The following is a 19,416-nucleotide window of genomic DNA, read 5'->3' as shown; positions in this document are numbered from 1 at the left end:
TTCTTTTTCGCCTCATGCAGAAGGTTGCAGACAGCAGGCCGCCACGGTGGCGGTAGCCTCGGGTCGGGCCTGACCGCGGGCCTTGACGGCCATCGCGAGCAAGGCATCACGCTGCCAGACGGACTGTAGCGCTTGCGCAAGCCCCTCCGGCGTCAAATCTTTCTGCGGACAGAGCAACGCAGCGCCGGCATCCGTCAGATAACGGGCATTGGCTGTCTGGTGGTCATCCACGGCAAACGGGTACGGCACCAGAACCGAAGCCACGCCGACAGCCGCGATTTCACTGACGGTCAAGGCTCCCGAACGGCAGATCACGAGATCGGCCCAGGCATACGCCGCCGCCATATCGTCAATGAACGGCAGAACCTCCGCATCCACGCCGGCCGCCGTAAAATTGGCTTGAGTTGTCTCTACCTGCTTGCGCCCCGTCTGGTGGCGTAATTGCGGACGGCTTTCAGACGGCAACAAGGCCATCGCAGCGGGAATCAACGCGTTCAGGGCCACCGCGCCCTGACTTCCCCCCAACACCAGCACCCGCAAGGGCCCGGACCGACCGGCAAAGCGCTCCTCGGGAGTCGTAACCGCGCAAATCTCCGGACGCACCGGATTGCCGGTCGTGCGAACGGCGGGACCCGGCGGGAACGCGCCGGGAAACGCCTGCAACACCAATGTAGCGATATTTGACAGCATCCGGTTGGTGAATCCGGCAATGGCGTTTTGCTCGTGGATCACCAGCGGTTTGCCCAAAAGCCTGGCCGCCAGACCGCCCGGACCGGTCACATACCCCCCCAGCCCGATCACGCAGTCCGCCTGGACCTGACGCATGACGCGCATGGCGGCCAGGGTCGCGGCGATAATCTTGAACGGAGCCAGCAACAGCCGCGCCGCGCCCTGCCCGCGCACGCCCCTGACGTCCAGATACGTAATCGACAACTGGTTGCGCGGGACAATATCCGCTTCAATCCCCGCTGCCGTACCCAGCCAATGGATACGGATGCCCTGCTGCTCCAATTGCTTGGCTACCGCGAGCGCGGGGAAAACGTGGCCGCCGGTACCGCCGGCCATCACCACCACGGACTTAACGGCCATGCGCCTTCCCCTTGAATCCCTGACGGGTTTCCATATCAATGCGCAGCAAAAGACCCAGCATCGTGAACACGACAATCAGGCTACTGCCGCCATAGCTGACCATCGGCAGCGTCAACCCCTTGGTCGGGAAGAAGCCGGTGTTGACCCCGATATTGATGACGGCCTGCATGATGATCAGGAAGGAAATGCCGTACGCCAGATATGCCTCAAAAAAGCGACCGGTCTGCTCGGCGGCGCGACCGATGCGCAGCCCCGAATTGATCAGGATCCAGAACATCGACATCAGGAACAACACGCCGACCAGGCCAAACTCTTCCGCATAAACGGCAAACACAAAGTCGGTATGGGCTTCCGGCAAATAGAAAAGCTTCTGGACGCTATGCCCCAACCCCACCCCGAACCAGTCTCCCCGACCGAAGGCGATCAGGCTCTGCGACAGCTGATAATCCGATCCGTATTGGTCATCCCAGGGATCCGTAAACGACATCACCCGGCGGAGGCGATAAGGCTCGAAGACAATGGCGGCGATCCCCCCGGCAACCACGGCCGAAACCAGGCCGCCGAACTGGATCATCGGGGCGCCAGCGAGGAACAACATGCCCAGCACCGCCGTCATCAACACCAGGCTGGCGCCAAAATCGGGCTCACTGAGAAACAGCGCAATGGCCGTCCCGACAATCATCATGGCGCGCAGGAAGCCGCGCACATAGGTTGTCCGGACCTCTTCCTGACGACGCACCAGATAGCCCGCCATGAAGAGGACCACGGCAAACTTGCCGATTTCCGAAGGCTGGATCGTAAACGGCCCGACGCCCAGCCAGCGCGCACTGCCGTTAATGCGTTTCCCGATGTGCGGAATCAGCACCAGCACCAGCAGGACAAAGGCAAAAACCAGCAGGTGCCAACTGAAGCGCTGCCAGAAATGCATGGGAATATTGACGACAACAATGGCGGAAGAAACGCCCAGCAGCACGTACAGCAAATGACGGACGAAGAAGTAGAAAGGATGCCCGAAGGTAGCCTCGGCCACGCCCATTGATGCCGAAGCCACCATGATGACGCCGATACAGGCCAGCATGCCCGCGGACAGCATCAACAATCGGGCAGGCGTGAACTCCGCCTCCCAGTTCGGCACCACCCAGTGCCGTGGAATCGAGACGCGCGGCAAGGCGAACTTCATGCAGCCTCCACGTGACGGTTGACGGCCTCGACAAAGCGATGGCCGCGATCTTCATAACTACGGAACATGTCGAAGCTGGCGCATGCTGGCGACAACAGGACGGCGTCCCCCGGAACGGCATCCGCAGCCGCGAGGCGGATGGCCTCATCCAGCGTGCCGGCCTTGAAGCGGCGGATATCGGGAAACAGGGCCGCTTCAATCCTGGAGGCATCTTCACCCATCAGGATGACGGACTTGCCGAATTCGCGTAGCGCCGGCGCCAATGGCGAAAAATCCTGCCCTTTACCCTGCCCGCCGGCAATCAGAATGACCTTGCCGCTGATAGCGGGACCCAGGCCGCTGAGCGCCGCCAAGGTGGCTCCGACATTGGTGCCCTTGGAGTCGTTGTACCAGGCCACGCCCCCGGACCGGGTCACCAATTGACAGCGGTGCGGCAGGCCCCGGAAATCCCGAAGGGTTGACAGCATCACTTCCATCGGAATATTGACGGCATTGCCCAGCGCCAGAGCGGCCAGGGCATTAGCGATATTATGCTCGCCGAAAATACCCATTTCCGAGGCGCGCATCAGCTTTTCATGACCGTGGGCAAGCCAGACCGTATCGGCCTCGCGAATCACTCCCCAAGTAGACTGGTCGGGCATGTCAGTTCCAAAACTGCTGTGCGGCACGGATTCAGGCAATAACGGAACGGTCAGGTCGTCCTGACGGTTGGTTATATAAAACTGGCAGTTTCTGAAAATACGGTGCTTGGCGCGATGGTATTCCTGCATATTTTTGTAACGATCCATGTGGTCCTCGCTGATATTGAGAACCACGGCCGCCGCCGCCTTCAGGGAGTGCGTGGTTTCCAGTTGAAAACTGGATAATTCGAGCACATAAAGGGTATTTTCGGGTTTGAGTAACTCCAGCACCGGCGTACCCAGATTCCCACCGATTCCCACCGTGATCCCGGCATTTCCCGCCATGAGGCCCACCAGCGTCGTTACCGTACTTTTGGCATTGGATCCGGTTATGGCGACAATCGGGGCGGCGGCATAGCGGCAAAACAGCTCGATATCGCCAATGACCGGAATCCCGGCATTCATCCGGGCGGACAGGATTGCCGGCTCGTTAATCGAAATTCCCGGGCTGGCGACGATTTCTTTCGCTTGCAACAGCAGGTTCTCATCCAGACCGCCAAGGCTGTACTTCACTTCGGGGAATTCGCGACGCAATTCCTCCAGTCCGGGCGGCTGGGTCCGGGTATCGTTCACGGCGACGGAATAGCCGTGGCTGCGCAGGAAGCGCACGCACGACAAACCGGTTTTACCCAGACCGATGACCACCCGTAATCCTTCGTGCTGCATGCTGTTTTCCATGGTCTTTTCCTAACGGATCTTCAAGGAAGCCAGTCCCAGCAGAACCAGGATAAAACTGATAATCCAGAAACGAACCACCACCTTGGTTTCGGGCCAGCCTTTCAACTCATAATGATGGTGAATCGGGGCCATCCGGAAAATGCGTTTCCCGGTCAGTTTGAAAGAGCCGACCTGCAACATTACCGAGATCGTTTCCAGCACAAAAACACCGCCCATGACAAACAGGATTATTTCCTGACGGACGATAACCGCAATAACCCCCAACACTGCCCCCAAGGCCAGGGCACCGACATCCCCCATGAAAACCTGGGCCGGATAAGCGTTGAACCAGAGAAATCCCAGCCCGGCGCCGATAATCGAACCGCAGATCACAATCAGTTCACCGGCACCGGCCACATGGGGAATATGCAAATAGGTCGCAAATTTATAATTGCCGGACACATAGGCGAAAATCGCGAGCGCACCGGCAACCATTACCGTCGGCATGATGGCCAGCCCGTCGAGGCCGTCCGTCAGATTGACGGCGTTGCTGCTGCCGACAATCACCAGATAGGTCAGCACGATATAAAAAACGCCCAACGGAATAACCAGATCCTTGAAAAAGGGGAAAATCAGACTGGTTTCCACCGGCGTGCGGGCGATGTAATACAGGAAACCCGCCGCACCGAGGCCGGCCACGGACTGCCACAAATATTTCCATTTGGCGGGAAGACCACGGGAATTCTTTTCCACGACCTTGCGGTAGTCATCCACCCAGCCGACAGCGCCAAATACCGCCATCACGGCCAAAACCACCCAGATATAAGGGTTCGAGAGGTTGCCCCACATCAGGGTGCTTGCGGCGATGGCCACCAGGATGAGCGCTCCGCCCATGGTCGGGGTGCCGGATTTGACCAGATGACTCTGCGGACCATCCGTACGCACAGCCTGCCCGAACTTCATCACGCGCAGCTTCTCGATCATCCAGGGCCCCAGCCACAGGGATATTCCCAGCGCCGTCAGGACGCTCAGAATGGCGCGGAGGGTCAGATAATGAAAAACCTGAAACGATTTCAGGTATTGGGCAAGAAAATCCGCCAGCCAGACGAGCATCAGCGTCGCTCCTCAATCAATTTTTGGACGACCCGCTCCATGCGGGCGCTGCGAGAACCCTTGACCAGCACGGTCGCCGGTCCGGAAATGATGGCCGGCAGGGCCGCCAGCAACTCATCCTGCGTGGCAAAGCCCTGGACAGCGCCTTCACCAAAACCACGGAGGGTATGTTCATGGAAATGACCGACCGCAAGCAGGAGGTCAAGACCTTGTTCGCGGGCGTAACGGCCGACATCCGCATGCAACTCGGGCGCACCGTCACCCAGCTCGCCCATGCCGCCCAGAATGGCGATGCGACGGCCATCGCAGGCCGCCAGCATGTCAATCGCTGCTTTCATCGATCCCGGATTGGCGTTGTAGGTATCATCAATCACGGCCAGATTGCCGCAGGTATGCAACTCCAGACGACCGGGCGCGGCCTTGGCATCTTCCAGACCGGTGCGGATTTTCTCGGGAGGAATACCGCAAGCCAGGGCCAGCGCAGCCGCCGCCAAGGCATTGCCGACATTGTGACGGCCCAGCACGCACAAGGCGACCGGCAACACCTGGCCATCCAGATGAAGATCAAACGCCCAGGCGCCGCCCGGCAACATCCGGGCACCTGACGCCGTGACATCCGCGGCGTGATTGACCGAGAACGTCAGAATGCGGCGACCCGTATTCAGGGAACGATGGTAATCGGCAAAATCGTCATCCAGATTGATGACCGCCACGCCTCCCGGCATCAGCCCGCTGAAGATTTCTCCCTTGGCCTCGGCGATCCCCTGCCGGCTGCCAAAACCCTCAAGATGCGCGGTGCCGACATTGTTGATCACGGCGGCATGCGGCTGCACCAGACCACTGGTGTACGCAATCTCACCACGATGATTTGCACCCAGCTCGAACACGCCGTACTGATGCCCGGCCTGCAGGCGGAGCAAGGTCAACGGCACCCCGATCTCGTTATTCTTGTTGCCCAGCGTCGCCAGCGTTTCGCCCGCCTGCCGGAAAATACTTGCCACCATTTCTTTCGTCGTGGTTTTCCCGCTGCTGCCGGTAATCGCCACCCGAACCGGATCAAATTGCTCCCGCCAGGCGCGAGCCAACCGCCCCAGGGCCTCGCGAGTATCGGTCACCACTATTTGCGGCAGGGGGACATCCGGCGACAAGCGCGACACCAGCGCACCACTGGCTCCCTGCTCCGCCGCCTTGAGCACAAAGGCGTTGGCGTCAAAATTCTCACCGCTCAGGGCCACAAAAAAATCACCGGCGGACAACTGCCGGGTATCCGTCGAAAATGTTGTGGCGTTTCCATCCTGACCACGCAGGATCCCGCCGGTGACATCGGCTATCGTGCTAAACCGCATTTGCGCCCCCTGAGTCATTATTATTGTCAGGCATCAAGCCCAAGCCGCGCCGAACCTCCTCCGCATCATCAAAGTGATACCGGACGCCCTTCACTTCCTGATAGTCTTCGTGCCCCTTGCCAGCCACCAACACCAAATCGCCGGGCGCGGCTTCGCGCAATACGGCGGCGATCGCAACACGACGGTCGCCGCACACCTGGACGCGCGGGCGGTCACCTTCCCCAATGCCGCTGACAATCGTTTCGATAATGTCATCCGGGGACTCACTGCGCGGGTTGTCGGACGTTACCATCACCCGGTCGGCCAACCGGGCGGAAATGGCGCCCATCATCGACCGCTTGCCGGGATCCCTGTCGCCGCCGCAACCAAAGACACACCACAGCTGTCCCTGAACATGTTCACGCAGGGTCAGCAGCACTTTTTCCAGGGCATCGGGAGTATGGGCGTAGTCAACGACGGCCGTTATACCCCTGGCGCTGAAGCATTCCATGCGTCCCCGCACAGGCTGGACAGCCTCCAGGGCAGCGGTGGCGGCGGGCAGCGCGATATCCAGGCTCAGCAACCCCGCGAGCACTGCCAGCAGATTGCTGACATTGAAGCGACCCAGCAGACGCGTCTTCAGCATCACCTCGCCTTGTGGGGTCGACACCCGCAGCTGCAGGCCTTCCAGAGAAGGCATGACCGAAAGCGCCACAAAATCCGCCAGCGCATCCGGGCGTTGACTATACGTCCAGACACGGACTCCGGGCGCCACCTGTTGCCGGTAAAACGCCGACACCGGATCGTCTTCGTTAAGAATCACGGTGCGCAGACCGGGCCAGCGGAACAGCCGCGCCTTGGCATCCCGATACGCCGTCATATCCCCGTGGTAATCCAGATGATCGCGCGTGAGATTGGTAAAAATCGCCGTTTCTATGGCTGTGGCGTTCAATCGTCCCTGCTCAAGCCCGTGCGAGCTGGCCTCCATGGCGACCACGTTCGCCCCAGCATCCCGGAAGGACGCCAACTTGGCCTGTAACTGCAAGGCATCCAGGGTCGTATGGGTAGAAGGCTCGACAGATCCGACCAGACCGTTGCCCAACGTCCCGAGGACGCCGGCTCGTATTTGCAGCGCCTCACAGGCATGGGCCAGCAATTGGGCGGTGCTGGTCTTGCCATTGGTCCCGGTCACCGCCAGAACCCGCAGTGACTGACTGGGGTGACCGAAAAAGCGCGCGGCGATTTCGCCCAAGCGGATGGACAGATCAGTAACGCCGATTACCGGGACGCCGGCCTCCACGCTGTCACCGTGCCCCTCGGCCAGAACGGCCGCAGCCCCTTGCGCGACCGCCTGGGGAATGAAGGCGCGGGCATCATGCTGCAGCCCCCGGAGCGCCAGAAAGACGGCGCCGGGCGTCACTTTGCGACTGTCCGCCGTCAGGGCAAGCACCGGGATCGCATGGTATTGCGCGGGCGCTTCCGGAAAGAGGTCTCCCAGACAGATCATGTTTTCCCCCGCACCGGCGGCAGGTCGGAAGGCAGCGAGCGCTCCGCAGGGACAGGAGGCGGCGGCTCCAGAGGCTTGTCTGTCGGAACATTCATCAGACGCAGGGCTTCCGCCATGACCTTGGAAAAGACCGGGGCCGCAACCAGACCGCCGTAGTAAGAACCCTTGGTGGGATTATCAATAATCACCGCCATCACCACTTTCGGGTGCGAAACCGGAGCCACCCCCACGAACAGGGACATGTAATCGTTCGCCGCGTAGCCGCCGCCGGTAGCCTTGTGCGCGGTGCCGGTCTTGCCCGCCACACGATAACCGGGGATAGCCGCCTTCAAGGCCGTACCATCCGACGAAACGACCGACTCCATCATCGGCAAAAGCTCGGCGGCGATCTTTTCGCTCAGGATGCGCTTGCCCGGCACCACACCACCCACCTTCTTGAAGCTGACCGGTCGCTCAATGCCCCCGGCCGCAACGGTGGCGTAGGCATGCGCCAACTGCAGCGCGGTGACGGTTATGCCGTAACCGTAGGACATGGTGGCGATTTCAACCGGATTCCAGCGCTCGGGCGGCTGGATGCGGCCGCGACTCTCGCCGGGAAAGCCGCTGCCGGTCACGCGGCCAAATCCGAATCGGTCGAAGAAGGTCGGCAGGGTCTCGCGCGGCAGCGACAAGGCAATCTGCGCCGCCCCGACGTTACTGGATTTGGTAATGATGGTGCCCATATCGATGACACCATAGTTTTCATGATCACGGATGGTCTTGTTATAGACCGTATATGTGCCCGGATTGGTATTGAAACGGCTGGACGGCGTGTACTTGCCGCTTTCCAGCCCCGCCGACACCGTGAAAATCTTCATGGTGGAACCCGGCTCGAACATGTCTGTCGCCGCACGGTTGCGCAGGCTGTCCACCGCCACCCCCATCCGGTTATTGGGGTTGTAACCCGGCAGGTTGGCCATCGCCAGCACCTCGCCGGTCTCCACATCCAAGGCGACGGCAATCCCCGCCTTGGCGCCATGCTCGGTCACCGCCGCCGCCAGCTCACGGTAGGCAATGTACTGCACGCGCGAGTCAAAGCTCAGCTCGATATCCTTGCCGGGAACCGCAGGGCGGACACGGGCGATATCCTTGACCTTCTGGCCCTTGAGATCACGGAGCACCAGTTGCTGGCCTGGCTTGCCCTGCAACTCCTGCTCCAGCGCCAACTCCAGGCCTTCCTTGCCGTGGTCATCCAGATCGGTAAAGCCGATGATATGGGACGCGCTCTCCCCTTCGGGGTAATAGCGCTTGTATTCGTTCATGCCGTAGACACCGGGAAAGCCCCGATCCAGCACGACTTGCGCGACATCCGGCGCCAAATGGCGCTTCAGATAGAAAAACTCCTTGTTGGCATTCCGGTCCAGCTTGTCCTGCAGCGCGCCGGGCTCCATGCCGATGGCCCGCGCCAACTCCGCCACATCCAGGATACGCGGCTTTTGCCGGGGATTTGCCGGATGCTCCAGCTCCTTGAGGTCCTTGGGGTTGACCCACAGCGACACCACCGGCGTGCTTACCGCCAGCGGGACGCCATTACGGTCCATGATCATGCCGCGATGGGCTGCCAAGGTTTCCTTGCGCAACATGCGGGCGTCGCCCTGACGCTTCAGGAAATCCCGGTCAATCACATGCAGGTAGACCGCACGCACCACCATGCCCAAAAACAGGACGCCAAGCATCCAGACCAAGACCTTGTGGCGGCCGGGAAAGCTGACATCCGCAGCGACCGGGGAACGGGCCGAAGCTTTGCTGTTCTTCATTATTGCTGCACCATGACCACGGTCTGGGGCGGCGGCGGAATCATCTGCAACTCTTCCGCCCCCAGCTTGCCGATGCGACCATAGGAGCCCCAGGCGTGCTGCTCCAGCAGTAACTGGCCCCACTCCACATCGAGACGGTTCTTTTCTTCATCCAGCCGCTGCAGGTCCTGCAACTTGAGGCGGGCATGGTGAACGCTGTAGGCCACCGAGACGGCGGAACCGACCAGACCGACCACCAGCGCCGCCACGACAATCGCGCTGAAATTCGGCTTGAAACTGCGCTTCAATAATTCGATCACGACTGGGCCTCCAGCTTCAGCGCCACGCGCAGGTGTGCGCTGCGGGCGCGCGGATTCTGCATGATTTCATCCCTGGGAGGATCGATCTTGCCCAACAGTTTCGCGAGTGGCTGAAAATCGGCCACACGAATGGGAAAGTCACGAGGCAAGTCATCTGCCTCTCCCTTGACCAACCGACGGAAGAACTGCTTGACCAGCCTGTCCTCCAGCGAATGGAAGCTGATGACCGCCAGTTTGCCGCCAGGCTTCAATGCTGACATTGCATCCGGCAGAAAGGCCGCGACATCATCCAGCTCGTGATTGACTGCTATCCGGATCGCCTGAAACGTGCGGGTGGCGGGATGCTTGTGCCGCTCCCACGCCGGATGCGCGGCGGCGACCAGCTCCGCCAACTGGCGAGTGGTCTGCAATGGTTCGGGGCTTTGCTTGATGGCGCGGGCGATGCGGCGACTGTGGCGCTCTTCGCCATATTGATAGATAACGTCCGCCAGCTCCTGTTCTCCGACCGACGCGATCCACTGCGCGGCGGAAAGCCCTGCCTGGGGGTTCATGCGCATGTCCAGCGGACCGTCACTCATGAAACTGAAACCGCGCGAGGCATCATCCAGTTGCGGCGAGGAAACGCCAAGATCCGCCATGATGCCGTCAATCCGGCCCGTCAGGCCGCGCGCCTCAACAACCGCCGCCAAGTCTGCGAAGCTGCCGTGCACCATCACCAAACGAGGATCAGCGCCTGCCATGGCCTGACCGCAGGCTATGGCTTCCGGATCCTTGTCAAAGGCGATGAGTGTGGCTATCGGGGACAAGCGGGAGAGCAATTCGCGGGAATGACCGCCACGACCAAACGTGGCGTCGATATAAACGCCGTCGGTGGCGCCGAGCACAGCCTGTACGGTCTCTTCCAGCAAAACGGTTTGATGTACGAAAGGGCTGCTCATAGTCGCGCCAAAAGTGCGGGGGCTGGCACAAAAAATAGAAAAAACGCCCCGGTCCGAACCCTGCCTGACCGAAGAGCTGAATTTTTCCGACAAGCGGCAAACTATAGACAGACGACAGAACAGCGTCAAGCGCCGTACACACAAGTATTGTGCTGAATTTTCAGCGACTTATGTGAACTACATCAGACCCCGGAAACTAAAAACAAATGCATGGCGCGATTTGTTGAGAAAGCACTTTAAGTCCCGGGGTTTGTAACGATTTTGTCACGGTTTTTTCACAACGGAATAAGGTCCGAGTCGGTCTGTAAGCCGGGTTCTGTCGAGGACGGTCATTCCTCTAGGCGCACGGTCACCCGTGCGCTCCAGCAACCTACCCGCATCCAGCGCGGGCCACGCCATTGGATGCCTATTTGGTCTTGCTTCAAGTGGGGTTTACCCTGCCGCAGCCGGTTACCCGGTGCGCGGTGCGCTCTTACCGCACCTTTTCACCCTTACCTGCACGGTTTCCCGTACATCGGCGGTTCAGCTCTCTGTTGCACTTTCCGTCGGCTCACGCCGCCCAGGCGTTACCTGGCACTTTGCCCTGCGAAGCCCGGACTTTCCTCCCCCTGCTTGCGCAGGCAGCGACCGTCCGACCGACTCGGACGCGCAGAATATCAGGATCCGCCGCAATGGCAAGGGCTTTCCACCGGGATGCGCGTCATTCCGACTGGAGGTTGCGCTGCAGCACCAGCGCCCGGTCATACAGTTCGTTCTTGCGGCGTCCGGTCAGCTCAGCCGCCAATTGGGCGGCCTGTTTCACGGGAAGATACTTCAGCAATCGGCCCAGCATTACGTCGGCCTCGACGTCGCCCGCCTCGCGGTTCGACTCGGGCGCCCCTTCCACCACCAACACGATTTCACCACGCTGCTGGTTCGTATCGGACTCCACCCACGCCAGCATCTGTGCGGCCGGTAATTGGCGGATGGTCTCGAACGTCTTGGTTAATTCCCGGGCCAGGGTAATCCGCCGTTCGGGCCCCAGGATCTCCGTCATGTCGCGCAGGCACTCGACAATACGGTGCGGCGCCTCATAGAACATCAGGGTCCGGGGCTCAGCGGCCAGCGCTTCCAGGCGCGAGCGACGGGCGGCGGATTTGGCTGCCAAAAAACCCTCAAATACAAACCGGTCGCTGGGAAGGCCGGCCGCGGACAAGGCGGCAACCGCCGCGCAGGCTCCCGGCACCGGCGACACTGCCATTCCGGCCGCCTGCGCGGCGGCGACCAGCCGGTAACCGGGATCGCTGATCAATGGGGTTCCGGCATCCGAAATCAGCGCAATCGACTCTCCGGCCGCCAAACGCGCCAGCAGCCCGTCTATCTGCAGCTGCTCATTATGGTCATGCAGCGCCTGGCAGTGCGTGCCGATATCAAAATGTTGCAGCAGGCGGGCGGAATGACGGGTATCCTCGGCGGCAATCAGGCTGACCTGCTGCAACACCGTCCTCGCCCGTTGCGACATGTCGTCCAGGTTGCCAATCGGGGTCGCCACCACATAAAGTACGCCGGTCATAACAGGGGTTGCTCGGGAATGTCGGTTATTCGTTCGGGAATCATGCTGGCCATGCTGCTGGCAGGCTCCGCCAACGCGGAGGAAATCGCCATCCTGCTGCCGCAAAGCGGTCCGGCCGCCAAGGCGGGCATGGCCGTCCGCGACGGCCTGCTGGCGGCATTCTATCAATCGGATGGCGCTCACAGCGGCGGCCCGAGGCTCAACTTCCGCGACAGCGGGGCGATGGTACAGGTTTCTCCCGCTCTTGACACGCTGCTGACACCGTCGACACGCCTCCTGATCGGCCCCTTGCTCCGTGATCAGGTCGCGGAACTGCTGGCCGCTCCTCCCGCCGTACCCGTCCTGGCCCTCAACCGCATTCCCGGCAAACAGGTTCACGGCATCTGGCAGTTTGCCCTGTCCCCGGAAGACGAAATTGCGCCATTGATCGGCCAGTTGCGGCAGGATGGCGTCCAGCGTGTCCGCATCCTCCTGCAGGCCGATGACGCCGACGAGCGGCTGCGCTCGGCTTTCGAGACGGCGTGGCTGGCCCAGGGAGGGCAACTGCTGCCCGCTTATGCCCTGCAGGAAAGCGAACAGGGCGGCATCAGCGCCAGCCTGCGCCAGTTGCTTGCCGAGCCGCAAACCAACCGCACTCAGGCTTTCTTCCTGGCCTCACCTTCGCTTGCTGTCCAGGTGATGCCGCTGCTCGCCTTTTACCGCAAGACGCCGATCCCGGTCTACAGCGGCTCGCTCGCGTTTGATGAAATTGCGCCTATGCTGCAAAAGCGCGATCTCGACGGTCTGCGCTTTTGCGGCACGCCCTGGATACTGGAAAATCACTGGCCGGAGCAACCGGTGATCAACGCCGTCAGTCCTCCGGAGTCCGGCAGTTTCAACCGTCTTTATGCTTTCGGAGCTGATGCCTGGTTCATCCAGCAACTTCTGCCGATCAACAAAAGCATTACCCCCGCGTTAAGGACCGGGCATATCCACCTGGATGAAGAAGGCCTTCTGCGTACCCCGACTTGCATGGAGATCCAGGATGGAATCCCCCACGCCCTTACACCTGGCGGCCGGACAAGCCGCTGAAGACGCCGCCTGCGACTTTCTGGCTCGTGAAGGCTATCACCCGCTGTACCGGAATTTCCGCTCCCGCCGCGGGGAGATCGACATTATCGCCATCCGCGGTGACCTGCTGGTCTTTGTGGAAGTCCGCTACCGGGCCAGCGACAGCTTTGGCGGAGCCTTGGCTTCGGTATCCCGGAGCAAGCAACAAAAAATCATTGCGACCGCCCGGTATTTTCTGCACCATCGACCCCGGTTTTCGGATCGCGCCGTCCGTTTCGATGTGATTGCGATCACCGGAAACCCCGGACACTGGCAATTCCAGTGGATTCCGGCCGCCTTCCTTGCCGAGTAAGACCGACAAATGATTGATGTCATCAGTCACCGAACCGAAGCGCATTACACGGCCTTGAGCCAGTTGATTGAATTGCACACCGAGACGATCAGCCACTTCTCCAACTTGCTGATTGAAGCGCTGATGCAGGAAAAGAAGATTTTCTGCTGCGGCACCGGCGTCAACTCCTATAACGCAAACACTTTCGTGGCGCGTTTGATTGACCGCTTCGATTGCGAACGGCCGGCTTTTCCCGCAATCGCCCTCACTCCCGGCAGCGCACTGGTCAGCCCCTTCGTGCCGTCCAACCCAGACGACCTGCTCGCCCGTCCGTTGCAAGCCCTGGCCAACCCCGGCGACATTGTCTTCATCCTGGCGAACACCGATAACTCAAGCCTGCAGGCAGCCATGGCCACCGCACGGGAACTGCAATGCCAAGTCCTGGTCCTCACGGCAGAGGGCGGCCTGCGCGCTCCGGACTTCATTGATGCCGACACCGTCCTGACCATCCCTGCCTCGGAGCCTGCCCTGGTTCACGAGTTGCAACTATTCGTCCTGCATTGCTGCTGTGACCTAATTGATAACGCACTGTTTGGCGTCCACGATGAAGAAAATTTTGACACCTAAGCTGCTGTTAATACTCGCCTTTTCAATTACCGTCCCCGGCTGCGCCCGCTTTCTGGCCGCCGCCTCCGGCCCCGAGCCGGTAGGCGTCCCCGAAGGGGAGCGCACGTTGAGCCAGCGCGTGGAAGACATGAGCATTGAACGCACGGCCTCCATCAATCTCTACAAGCTGAATCCGGAGTTTGCGCAATCGCGCGTGCTGGTGATGAGCTTCTACAGCAACGTGCTGCTGGCGGGTCAGGTCAGCAACGAGTCATTGAAGCAAATGGCCGGCGATTACCTGAAGAGCTTGCGGGAAGTTGAATCGGTCCATAATGAGCTGATCGTCGCCCCGGTCACGCTGCCCTACATGACCCGCGCCAAGGACAGCATCATTTCCGCCCGGGTGCGCAGCGCGCTGACCTTCGCCAAGGGCTTTCCCAGCAGTCAGTGCAAGATTCTGGTCGAGGATGGCGTTGTATATCTGATGGCCAAGCTGGACAAAGATCAGGCAGACTTGGCCATCCGCCTGATCCGGGATATCCCCGATGTCCGCAAGATCGTCAAACTGATCGATTACCTGCCGGATACCCGGGGCTAGACTTCGCCAATCATTTCACGACCCGAAGGCTGGGCCGCCCTCCTCCCGCCGGACGCGGGCGATCTCCCCCGCCCTCATTTTCCTCGGCGTCATCGGGCGTTTGCGGCACCGCCGCCAAGGCCATGGGTGCTGGCGATGCCTCGGCGGGGACCGTTGAGTCCCCTGCATCCTGAGTTTCAAACTCCTCATTAGCGTCAAAAAACATGCCCTGACCGTTTTCACGGGCATAAATGGCCAGCACCGCCACCATGGGGGCTTCGACTGTCATCGGCGAGCCGTTAAAGCGCGCGGAAAAGCTGATCCCGTCATTGCGGATGAACAGGTCCTTGATTGCGTGGGGAGCAATATTCAGGACAATCTTGCCATCCTTGACATATTGCAGCGGGACCCTGATGCCATTGGCCTCGGCATCCAGCAGCAGATACGGAGTAGCCTGGTTATCCACCAGCCACTCGTAAATGGCGCGGACAAGATAGGGCCTGCTCGGAGTCATGACGCGTTCCTTTCTGTTGAAAACAAGGTTTTATAGTGTAGCGCATCCATCAGCAGCAACCGATTGTCGATCGACGAACGTCCGGTTACGACCGGACTGCTTGGCGCTGTAGAGGGCCTGATCCGCCGAGTCCAGCAACTCCCCGGACAGATCACCCCGCGCCGGGATTTGTGCGGCAATACCGATACTGACAGTCAGGCGACTCATCACCGGCGAGGCGAGGTGCTCAATCGGGTTGGCGGTCAGCGTATCGTGCATCTTTCTGGCGACGCATTCCGCTCCGTCGATCGTGGTTTCCGGCAGCAACAGCACAAACTCCTCACCGCCGATCCGGGCCGCCAAGTCGCCTTCCCGACCAATGATGCGCTGAATCCGCGCCGCCACCTCGGACAGACAGGCGTCTCCGCGAATGTGACCATAGTGGTCGTTAAAGCGCTTGAAATGATCAATATCCAGATAAAGCAGCGCCAATGGCTGACGCGTGCGCATGGCACGTCGCCAGGCCCGCTTGAACTCCTCTTCAAACGCGCGTCGATTGTGAAGCCCGGTGAGCGCGTCCCGGCGCGATAACTCACGCAACCTTTCGGCCAAGGCATCCTTTTGGGACACCGCCTCCTTCAGTGAAGTCACCGCCAGCTTCAATTGATGTTCTTTGAAAAAGAGGCGGCGGGCCACATGCAGGATTACCGGCAGTTGTAGAATGATATTGGCGACGACCAGCAGAGCCAACGCCGAACCTGGGCCATAGCGCGCGTCCCAGTTCAGGCTGGAGACCAACCAGCCGAGCATCACCGGCAAGCCGCCCAACGACAGCAACAACAGCGCTACCGCGCCAAAGGAGGAAAACTGTCGAACCGGGACGGATAGAAAGATATCCCGGCCTGCATTCACCATGAAACCGCCTCCCAGACAGAACAAGGCGATAGCGGCGGGAAGAGGCATTCCGGCCGAAGACCCGGACAAGACGCCGAAGCCCATGAGCACCGGCGAACGCGCCTCCAGCAGATGTCCGACAAAGGCAGACAGCGCGATCACCAACACGATCAGGCTCGCCACCTGAATAACCATCAACGCCCAAATTCGTTGATAGGTGGCCGCAAAAGCCGCAAGAAAGAGCAATAACAGGCAAAGCAGCGTATGCGGCAGCGGCAAGGCACTCGGGGCCGGTATTTGGTGAAATCCTCCCGCCACTCCGATCAGGACCACGCCGGAACCAATCAAGCCCATCAGGGATATCGCCCGGATCAGGTGTTTTGGAAGCAACCCCAAATCCACTTTAGCCACCTGCAACCGAATGACCGGATCCGACTGTTCGTTCTGCAATGCGATCGGCTTGTCCGTGACCTGCACCCGGATAGTCAGCGCCAGATACCGCTCGATGGCCAACAACAGGGAAGCCAGCAAGAGGATCAAGGCGGAAGCTACCGGCGACATGACAGGACGACCTTCGCCCCACTGCGCCAGTTCCGGCCAACCGAATACTTTCCCCAGCAAGGCGGGCAACGCCACCAGCAGCGCCATGCCGGCCGACGCGTAAACCAGACGCCGTCCCCGGGAATGCACGTCAGCGCTCCCTGTCCGCCAAAACCATTACGTGCTCTCTTCCAGACGACGGCAGGGCTGGACACTTCGCTTGAATCCCTCGCGCGCCAACAGACGCTCACGATAACGCATCAGCCCTCGGCAAGGCTTCTCAGGCAAATCCAGTCCCAATTGGGGCAAGCGCCAGATGACAGGCGTAAGCATGCAATCCAGCAATGTGAACTCCTGGCTCATGAAGAATGGCAACTCATTGAACAGCGGGCTGACGGTAATCAGGCTGTCCCGCAAGTGCTTTCGACCTCGCTGTATGGCGGCGGCATCACGATTCAGCAAAATGACTTCAGCAGGCAAGCACCATTCCCGCTCAATCCGTCCCGCCATTTGCCGGATGCGCGCATGTTCAACCGGCCCTGGCGGAATCAAGGGCGGCTGGGGAAAACGCTCCTCGATATATTCCAGCGCCACGCGAGGATCATGCAGGCAGACCTCGCGATCAACCAGCACCGGTAATGTTCCGTAGGGATTCAGCGCCAGGATATCCTCTGGCAGGGCTTCAACCACCGTTTCGAAAATATCAACCTGCACGCGTTTTTCCGCAAGCGCCAGCCTCAGCCAGTGGCTGCGGATATCAGCACCCGACACATACAACGTCAGGGTCAGGCGGGAACTGGCGACACTCATGCAATAGCTCCGCGGGCAAAGAAAAAGGGCGACACCGCACGGTGTTGCCCTTTTTGGAAGGCATGGGGCTTACACCCCGTCACGAAAGAATCGTGACCGCCTTATTTTACATCTTTCCAGTACTCTTTGTTCAGCAAGTACACAGGCACAAACAGCAGCGCCAGGAACAACAACACAAAGACACCCAGACGCTCACGCTCGTTGTGGATCGGCTCGGCCATATAGGTCATGAAGTTGGTCAGATCGCCAACCGCCTCTTCATAACCTTCGGGACCCAACTCTTCCTCAAGATCGCCCAGCACATGCGGCATGGCCACATCTTTGAACACCCGGTTGTTGACACCCCAAGGGCGCTTGGCATCCGGATAGAAGTTCAACAGGTAGGTATAAACCCAGTCAGGGCTGCGCAGGCGGGTTTCCAGCGACAGATCAGGCGGGGCATTACCGAACCATTTTGCTTGGTCCTTACCATTGAACTTCGGATCAATGGAGTCACCGATCTTGTCGGTAGTGAACATCATGTACTCGGATACCAGCTTCGGATCGATTTGCAGATCCTGCGCCATGCGCTCAAAGCGCAGGTACTTGGCCGAATGGCAACCCGTACAGTAGCTGATGAACAGTTTGGCGCCCTTCTGCAGGGATTCCGTGTTCTTCAGGTTGATCGGCGCCGGGTGGCAGTGCGGCAGTTCGCCACAGCCAGCACCGGAAGCCTGTGCGAGAGTCGGGCTCAATGCGAGCACCAACAGCATGAACAGTTTTTTCATTAGTGCGCCCCCCCCGTGACTCGCGCCGGTGGCCGCTTACAGGTCTCGATCGAGGTGTAGAACGGCATCAGCAGGAAGAACAGGAAATAGAGGATGGTCAGGACTCGCGAGATGATGGTCTTCACCGAATCTGCGGGAACCGCACCCAGATAGCCCAAGCCGACAAAGCTGATAGCAAAAATACCCAACCAGACCTTGCTCATCCAGCCCTTGTAGCGAATGGACTTGACCGGGCTGCGATCCAGCCATGGCAGCACGAACAGGATGGCAATGGCGCCGCCCATGGCTATCACACCGCCCAATTTGGAGGGCACTGCGCGCAGAATGGCGTAGAACGGTGTGTAGTACCAGACCGGAGCGATGTGCGCCGGGGTCTTCAACGGATTGGCCGGTTCAAAGTTCGGTTTTTCAAGGAAATAACCGCCGCCGTCCGGGAAGAAGAAGATCACCGTGGCAAATACCGCCAGGAACACAACGATGCCGACCAGGTCGTGGACCGTGTAGTACGGATGGAACGGAATGCCGTCCAGCGGCTTGCCGTTGGCATCCTTGTTCTTCTTGATTTCAACGCCGTCGGGATTGTTCGAGCCCACATGGTGCAAAGCCACCAGATGAATGAAAACCAGACCACAGAGAACCAGAGGGATGACCGCCACGTGAATGGCGAAGAAACGGTTCAGGGTTGCGCCGGAGATGAGGAAGTCGCCACGGACCCAAGTCACCAGCGAATCACCAACCACCGGAATGGCGCCCACCAGATTCAGAATAACCTGGGCTCCCCAATAGGACATGTTGCCCCACGGCAGCAGATAACCGAAAAAGCCTTCCGCCATCAGGCAGAGATAGATACCCATGCCGATGATCCACACCAGCTCGCGCGGCTTCTTGTACGAGCCGTAGAGCAGGCCGCGGAACATGTGCAGGTACACCACGACAAAGAACGCCGAAGCGCCCGTGGAATGCATGTAACGGATCAGCCAGCCATACTCGACATCACGCATGATGTATTCGATGGAGTCAAACGCACCTTCGGCGGTCGGACTGAACATCATGGTCAGCCAGAAACCGGTCAGCAACTGGTTGACCAGCACAACCATCGACAGCACGCCGAAGAAGTACCAGAAGTTAAAGTTCTTCGGAGCATAGTACTCGGACATGTGGTATTTGTAGGTTTCCGTCGCCGGAAACCGGGCATCCACCCAGCCCATCAAG

At 59.9% G+C, this 19,416-nt stretch carries 19 protein-coding genes and 1 other RNA gene; 4 read left to right on the top strand and 16 right to left on the bottom strand.

What is annotated here, in order from left to right:
- Positions 1 to 12: 12 nt before the first annotated feature.
- The 11 genes from murG to rsmI form a co-directional block, all read right to left on the bottom strand.
- Complete coding sequence (gene murG / locus EV700_RS16580; RefSeq protein ID WP_130415903.1) at positions 13 to 1,089, bottom strand: undecaprenyldiphospho-muramoylpentapeptide beta-N-acetylglucosaminyltransferase; 1,077 nt, start codon at positions 1,087 to 1,089, stop codon at positions 13 to 15.
- The gene (gene ftsW / locus EV700_RS16575; protein WP_130415901.1) at positions 1,079 to 2,269 is read right to left on the bottom strand and encodes a putative lipid II flippase FtsW; all 1,191 of its coding nucleotides are present in this window, start codon (positions 2,267 to 2,269) and stop codon (positions 1,079 to 1,081) included. Before ftsW ends, murG begins: the two co-directional genes overlap by 11 nt.
- Positions 2,266 to 3,627 (bottom strand): UDP-N-acetylmuramoyl-L-alanine--D-glutamate ligase, encoded by a 1,362-nt coding sequence (gene murD, locus EV700_RS16570; RefSeq protein ID WP_242610301.1) that lies wholly within the window; start codon positions 3,625 to 3,627, stop codon positions 2,266 to 2,268. Before murD ends, ftsW begins: the two co-directional genes overlap by 4 nt.
- 9 nt (positions 3,628 to 3,636) lie before the next feature.
- On the bottom strand, positions 3,637 to 4,719 hold the full coding sequence (gene mraY, locus EV700_RS16565; protein WP_130415899.1) for a phospho-N-acetylmuramoyl-pentapeptide-transferase: 1,083 nt from the start codon (positions 4,717 to 4,719) through the stop codon (positions 3,637 to 3,639).
- The gene (locus EV700_RS16560) at positions 4,719 to 6,065 is read right to left on the bottom strand and encodes a UDP-N-acetylmuramoyl-tripeptide--D-alanyl-D-alanine ligase (RefSeq protein WP_165391534.1); all 1,347 of its coding nucleotides are present in this window, start codon (positions 6,063 to 6,065) and stop codon (positions 4,719 to 4,721) included. Before EV700_RS16560 ends, mraY begins: the two co-directional genes overlap by 1 nt.
- Positions 6,055 to 7,551: a UDP-N-acetylmuramoyl-L-alanyl-D-glutamate--2,6-diaminopimelate ligase gene (locus tag EV700_RS16555; protein WP_130415895.1), complete on the bottom strand. Its 1,497-nt coding sequence runs from the start codon at positions 7,549 to 7,551 to the stop codon at positions 6,055 to 6,057. The genes EV700_RS16560 and EV700_RS16555 overlap by 11 nt, the downstream gene beginning before the upstream one ends.
- Positions 7,548 to 9,347, bottom strand: a complete 1,800-nt coding sequence (locus EV700_RS16550; RefSeq protein ID WP_130415893.1) for a peptidoglycan D,D-transpeptidase FtsI family protein — start codon at positions 9,345 to 9,347, stop codon at positions 7,548 to 7,550. The genes EV700_RS16555 and EV700_RS16550 overlap by 4 nt, the downstream gene beginning before the upstream one ends.
- Entirely contained in the window at positions 9,347 to 9,646 is a 300-nt protein-coding gene (gene ftsL, locus EV700_RS16545; protein ID WP_207224715.1) for a cell division protein FtsL, read from the bottom strand. Before ftsL ends, EV700_RS16550 begins: the two co-directional genes overlap by 1 nt.
- The gene (gene rsmH / locus EV700_RS16540) at positions 9,643 to 10,584 is read right to left on the bottom strand and encodes a 16S rRNA (cytosine(1402)-N(4))-methyltransferase RsmH (RefSeq protein WP_130415890.1); all 942 of its coding nucleotides are present in this window, start codon (positions 10,582 to 10,584) and stop codon (positions 9,643 to 9,645) included. Before rsmH ends, ftsL begins: the two co-directional genes overlap by 4 nt.
- Before the next feature lie 289 nt (positions 10,585 to 10,873).
- Positions 10,874 to 11,227, bottom strand: an RNA gene (gene rnpB / locus EV700_RS16535) — RNase P RNA component class A.
- Between the two features lie 57 nt (positions 11,228 to 11,284).
- On the bottom strand, positions 11,285 to 12,136 hold the full coding sequence (gene rsmI, locus EV700_RS16530; RefSeq protein ID WP_130415888.1) for a 16S rRNA (cytidine(1402)-2'-O)-methyltransferase: 852 nt from the start codon (positions 12,134 to 12,136) through the stop codon (positions 11,285 to 11,287).
- Between the two features lie 18 nt (positions 12,137 to 12,154).
- On the opposite strand from rsmI, the gene EV700_RS16525 reads away from it, so the two are divergent.
- Genes EV700_RS16525 through EV700_RS16510 form a run of 4 tightly spaced genes read left to right on the top strand, consistent with a single transcriptional unit; the run spans position 12,155 to position 14,721 of the window.
- A complete protein-coding gene (locus EV700_RS16525; protein WP_165391533.1) occupies positions 12,155 to 13,207 on the top strand; it encodes a penicillin-binding protein activator in 1,053 nt (350 codons plus the stop codon).
- Positions 13,161 to 13,538 carry a YraN family protein gene (locus EV700_RS16520; protein ID WP_130415884.1) on the top strand — a complete coding sequence of 126 codons (378 nt, stop codon included), beginning with the start codon at positions 13,161 to 13,163 and terminating at the stop codon, positions 13,536 to 13,538. Before EV700_RS16525 ends, EV700_RS16520 begins: the two co-directional genes overlap by 47 nt.
- A gap of 9 nt (positions 13,539 to 13,547) precedes the next feature.
- Entirely contained in the window at positions 13,548 to 14,144 is a 597-nt protein-coding gene (locus EV700_RS16515; protein ID WP_130415882.1) for a D-sedoheptulose-7-phosphate isomerase, read from the top strand.
- A complete protein-coding gene (locus EV700_RS16510) occupies positions 14,122 to 14,721 on the top strand; it encodes a BON domain-containing protein (RefSeq protein ID WP_130415880.1) in 600 nt (199 codons plus the stop codon). The genes EV700_RS16515 and EV700_RS16510 overlap by 23 nt, the downstream gene beginning before the upstream one ends.
- A 10-nt stretch (positions 14,722 to 14,731) precedes the next feature.
- Here the strand turns inward: EV700_RS16510 and EV700_RS16505 are convergent, their stop codons facing one another.
- From EV700_RS16505 to EV700_RS16485, 5 genes are all read right to left on the bottom strand, one after another.
- Positions 14,732 to 15,214: a ClpXP protease specificity-enhancing factor gene (locus EV700_RS16505; protein WP_130415878.1), complete on the bottom strand. Its 483-nt coding sequence runs from the start codon at positions 15,212 to 15,214 to the stop codon at positions 14,732 to 14,734.
- A 30-nt stretch (positions 15,215 to 15,244) separates the two neighbouring features.
- A complete protein-coding gene (locus EV700_RS16500) occupies positions 15,245 to 16,735 on the bottom strand; it encodes a GGDEF domain-containing protein (RefSeq protein WP_130415876.1) in 1,491 nt (496 codons plus the stop codon).
- Between the two features lie 69 nt (positions 16,736 to 16,804).
- Positions 16,805 to 17,437, bottom strand: a complete 633-nt coding sequence (locus tag EV700_RS16495; protein ID WP_207224714.1) for a glutathione S-transferase N-terminal domain-containing protein — start codon at positions 17,435 to 17,437, stop codon at positions 16,805 to 16,807.
- A gap of 101 nt (positions 17,438 to 17,538) precedes the next feature.
- Entirely contained in the window at positions 17,539 to 18,204 is a 666-nt protein-coding gene (locus EV700_RS16490) for a cytochrome c1 (protein ID WP_130415874.1), read from the bottom strand.
- The gene (locus EV700_RS16485; protein ID WP_130415967.1) at positions 18,204 to 19,412 is read right to left on the bottom strand and encodes a cytochrome b; all 1,209 of its coding nucleotides are present in this window, start codon (positions 19,410 to 19,412) and stop codon (positions 18,204 to 18,206) included. The genes EV700_RS16490 and EV700_RS16485 overlap by 1 nt, the downstream gene beginning before the upstream one ends.
- Positions 19,413 to 19,416: the final 4 nt, after the last annotated feature.

This window comes from Fluviicoccus keumensis, from assembly GCF_004217445.1.
Classification (GTDB): domain Bacteria; phylum Pseudomonadota; class Gammaproteobacteria; order Pseudomonadales; family Moraxellaceae; genus Fluviicoccus; species Fluviicoccus keumensis.
This window is presented reverse-complemented; position numbering and strand designations above follow the sequence as displayed.